Here is a 3,000-nt window from a genome sequence, read left to right on the forward strand (position 1 = left end):
AAAAAAGCTCTGGAGCTTATTCCTGAAGGGAGTTCAGTTACTATGGGCGGAGCTATGAGTGCCCACGAGATAGGTCTTGTTGAGGCTGTAAAAAATGGCAACTACAACTTCATAGACAGAGATGCTATGGAGGATAAGAGAGCAGCAATGCTTGCAGCATACGATGCAGATGTCTTTTTAGCAAGCGTAAATGCCATGACTCAGGACGGTGTTCTTGTAAATATAGATGGCAATGCAAACAGAGTATCAGCAATTGCCCAGGGACCCAAGAAGGTACTGTTCATTGTTGGAATGAATAAGGTTTGCGACGATGTGGACGGGGCAATGAAGAGGGCAAGAAATGTGGCAGCGCCTATCAACGCTCAGCGCTTTGGCCTTTCAACACCTTGCGCCAAGACAGGATCATGCATGAACTGCAAGAGCCCTGACACCATCTGCTGTCAGTTCCTTATTACAAGATTTTCAAGACACAAGGACAGGATCCATGTAATCCTTGTTAATGATGAGCTGGGATTCTGATAATGGATAATACTGGTATGGATGTAAAAACGAGTAAGATAAAGGCCGTACTTTTTGACCTTGACGGAACTCTGACTGATACTGAGAAATTCTATCAGACTGCGTGGCCTATAGCTCTTAAACATTTCGGATACGAGATGGAAGACTGGATGCCACTCAAACTAAGGTCCCTGGGAAGGCCTTTTGCTCCAAGGCAGTTTAAAGAGTGGTTTGGTGAAGACTTTGATTACTACAAGGTCAGAGAGTACCGCAAGGGCCTTGTGGAAGAAATGGTAAAAGAAACTGGGATCCCCTTAAAGCCTGGGGCAAAAGAGATACTCATATGGCTAAGGGAACAGGGCATACTTACAGCGCTTGTAACAGCCAATACATACTCAAGGGCGGAACGGTATCTTAAAAAGATTGGGCTTTTTGAACTTTTTGACAAACTTATCTGTGCAGACATGGTAGAGCTTGGTAAGCCTGCTCCTGATAGTTACGCATATGCCTGCAAGGAGCTATCCCTTGATCCCAAGGAAACCTTTGCAGTTGAGGATTCGCCAAATGGTGTCACCAGCGCATATGAGGCTGGCTGCAATGTTATCATGGTTCCGGATCTGACTCAGCCAGATGAGGAACTGACTAAAAAGCTGTATGCGAAAGTAGATAAGCTGCTTGATATTAAAGACCTTATATGAACGAATCAAAAAAGGTTGTCTGATCAAATCGGACAACCTTTAATTTTTCTTATTCAGGCTTTCTTCTCAGCTTCCATGGAAGCCTTAAGTTCGCCGCTATTATATCTTTCGATTATGTTGTTGATACGCTCAACAGGATTAAGAAGATCGCTTATTGAAGCGTCATGGTTAAGTGTATCGATAAGGTAAGCGATGTACTTACTCATATCACAGCTGATGTACCACTCCCTTGAAAGAAGCTCGGGAGTCTGGTAAACCAGGTTGGTTGTAAGTACTCTATCGATGATACCTTCGTTGTAAGCTTTATCAAATACCTCAAGACCGCCTGTGAAAAGTCCGAAGGTAGAGAATGCGTAGATCCTTGCAGCCTTTCTTTCCTTAAGTGCTCTTGCAACGTCTATCATGCTCTCTCCAGAAGAGATCATGTCATCTACGATGATAACTGACTTGCCCTCTACGCTTGATCCCAGGAACTCATGTGAGATGATAGGATTTCTTCCATCTACTACCTGAGTGTAGTCACGTCTCTTGTAGAACATACCCACATCAAGACCAAGTACACTGGCAAGATAGATTGCACGGCTCATTCCGCCTTCATCAGGTGAGATTACCATCATGTGCTCGGAATCAATCTTAAGGTCATCTACATTTCTAAGAAGAGCCTTAATAAACTGATATGTTGTACGAACGGTCTCAAAACCGTTAAGTGGAATAGCATTTTGAACTCTGGCGTCATGTGCATCAAAGGTTATGATGTTGTCAACGCCCATATTTACAAGCTCCTGAAGTGCGATAGCACAGTCAAGGGACTCTCTTGAACTTCTCTTGTGCTGTCTTGACTCGTAGAGGAATGGCATGATAACTGTGATTCTTCTTGCCTTACCACCTACTGCAGCAATGATTCTTTTAAGATCCTGATAGTGATCATCAGGGGACATGTGGTTTTCCTGTCCGAAAAGAGAATAGGTTTCAGAATAATTACATACATCAACTAAAAGATAGAGGTCATCTCCACGTACTGAGGTTTTGATAACACCCTTGGCTTCACCGGTTCCAAACCTTGGAATCTCAGCATCAAGAATGTAGGTAGGGCGCTCATAGCCGGTAAATGCAAGGCTACCTTTGTGCTCATTTTCCCTCTCTGCTCTCCATTTTACGAGATAGTAGTCAACCTTCTCTGCAAGGGGTTTGATACCCTTTAAAGGGATCATTCCCAAAGACCCAACTGGGATGGTCTCCAGATTACGTTTCTCTTCTCTTCTTGGCATTACTTAACGTCCTCGCTTTCTTTTTTGGCAATCTTCTTAACCTTACGAATATCAGGACCGGAGAGTTTTAAGAGCTTAAAGTTACTTGCTACTCTTGAAAAGATGCGGTCTGAGTATGTGTTCTGAAGCTGCTCCAGAGAATAGTTGGTGGTGATGATGGTGGATTTCTTCCTGGACTCACGCTCGTTTAAAAGAGCAAAGAGCTCAGAAGCAGTAAAAGTACTGCTCATCTCAGTACCAAGATCATCGATCACCAGTAGCTCACACTCGTAGAGATCGTCGTAGATCGCCCTTAGGTTCTGTTTAGTCTTATAGTCAAAAGTATTCTCAGCAATAAGCTCAAACAGGCCCTGTGAACTAAAATAAATAACGGAATGTCCTTTTTTAATGATCGCGTCAGCGATACAAATAGAAAGGAACGATTTACCAGTACCCACTGTACCATAAATGAATAAATTTTGGTAGTCGCTATCAAAATTGTTCACAAAATCTTCAGCAGCTCGTCTGGCCCCTTGAAATCTCTTAAGATCCTCGCC

General features: G+C 43.2%; 4 protein-coding genes. 2 read left to right on the forward strand and 2 right to left on the reverse strand.

Annotated features, from left to right (window positions below; all coding sequences use genetic code 11):
• Together J6I68_RS15130 and J6I68_RS15135 are read left to right on the forward strand one after the other, a co-directional pair.
• On the forward strand, positions 1-519 hold a 519-nt coding region (locus J6I68_RS15130; RefSeq protein ID WP_292221543.1), incomplete at its 5' end, for a lactate utilization protein.
• Positions 520-521: 2 nt separating this feature from the next.
• Positions 522-1,196, forward strand: coding sequence for an HAD family hydrolase (locus J6I68_RS15135; protein ID WP_292221544.1), 675 nt, complete (start codon positions 522-524; stop codon positions 1,194-1,196).
• A gap of 53 nt (positions 1,197-1,249) precedes the next feature.
• Here the strand turns inward: J6I68_RS15135 and J6I68_RS15140 are convergent, their stop codons facing one another.
• Together J6I68_RS15140 and J6I68_RS15145 are read right to left on the reverse strand one after the other, a co-directional pair.
• Positions 1,250-2,464 (reverse strand): ribose-phosphate pyrophosphokinase, encoded by a 1,215-nt coding sequence (locus J6I68_RS15140; RefSeq protein WP_292221545.1) that lies wholly within the window; start codon positions 2,462-2,464, stop codon positions 1,250-1,252.
• The coding region (locus tag J6I68_RS15145) for an ATP-binding protein (RefSeq protein ID WP_292221546.1) at positions 2,464-3,000 on the reverse strand (537 nt) is incomplete at its 5' end. The genes J6I68_RS15140 and J6I68_RS15145, both read right to left, overlap by 1 nt.

Origin of the sequence: Butyrivibrio sp., assembly GCF_017940685.1 — a bacterium.
GTDB lineage: Bacteria > Bacillota > Clostridia > Lachnospirales > Lachnospiraceae > Butyrivibrio.

Coding starts and splice junctions, on each gene's coding strand:
- J6I68_RS15140 (WP_292221545.1), bottom strand. CDS start 2,464: ATGCCAAGAAGAGAAGAGAAACGTAATCTGGAGACCATCCCAGTTGGG.
- J6I68_RS15135 (WP_292221544.1), top strand. CDS start 522: ATGGATAATACTGGTATGGATGTAAAAACGAGTAAGATAAAGGCCGTA.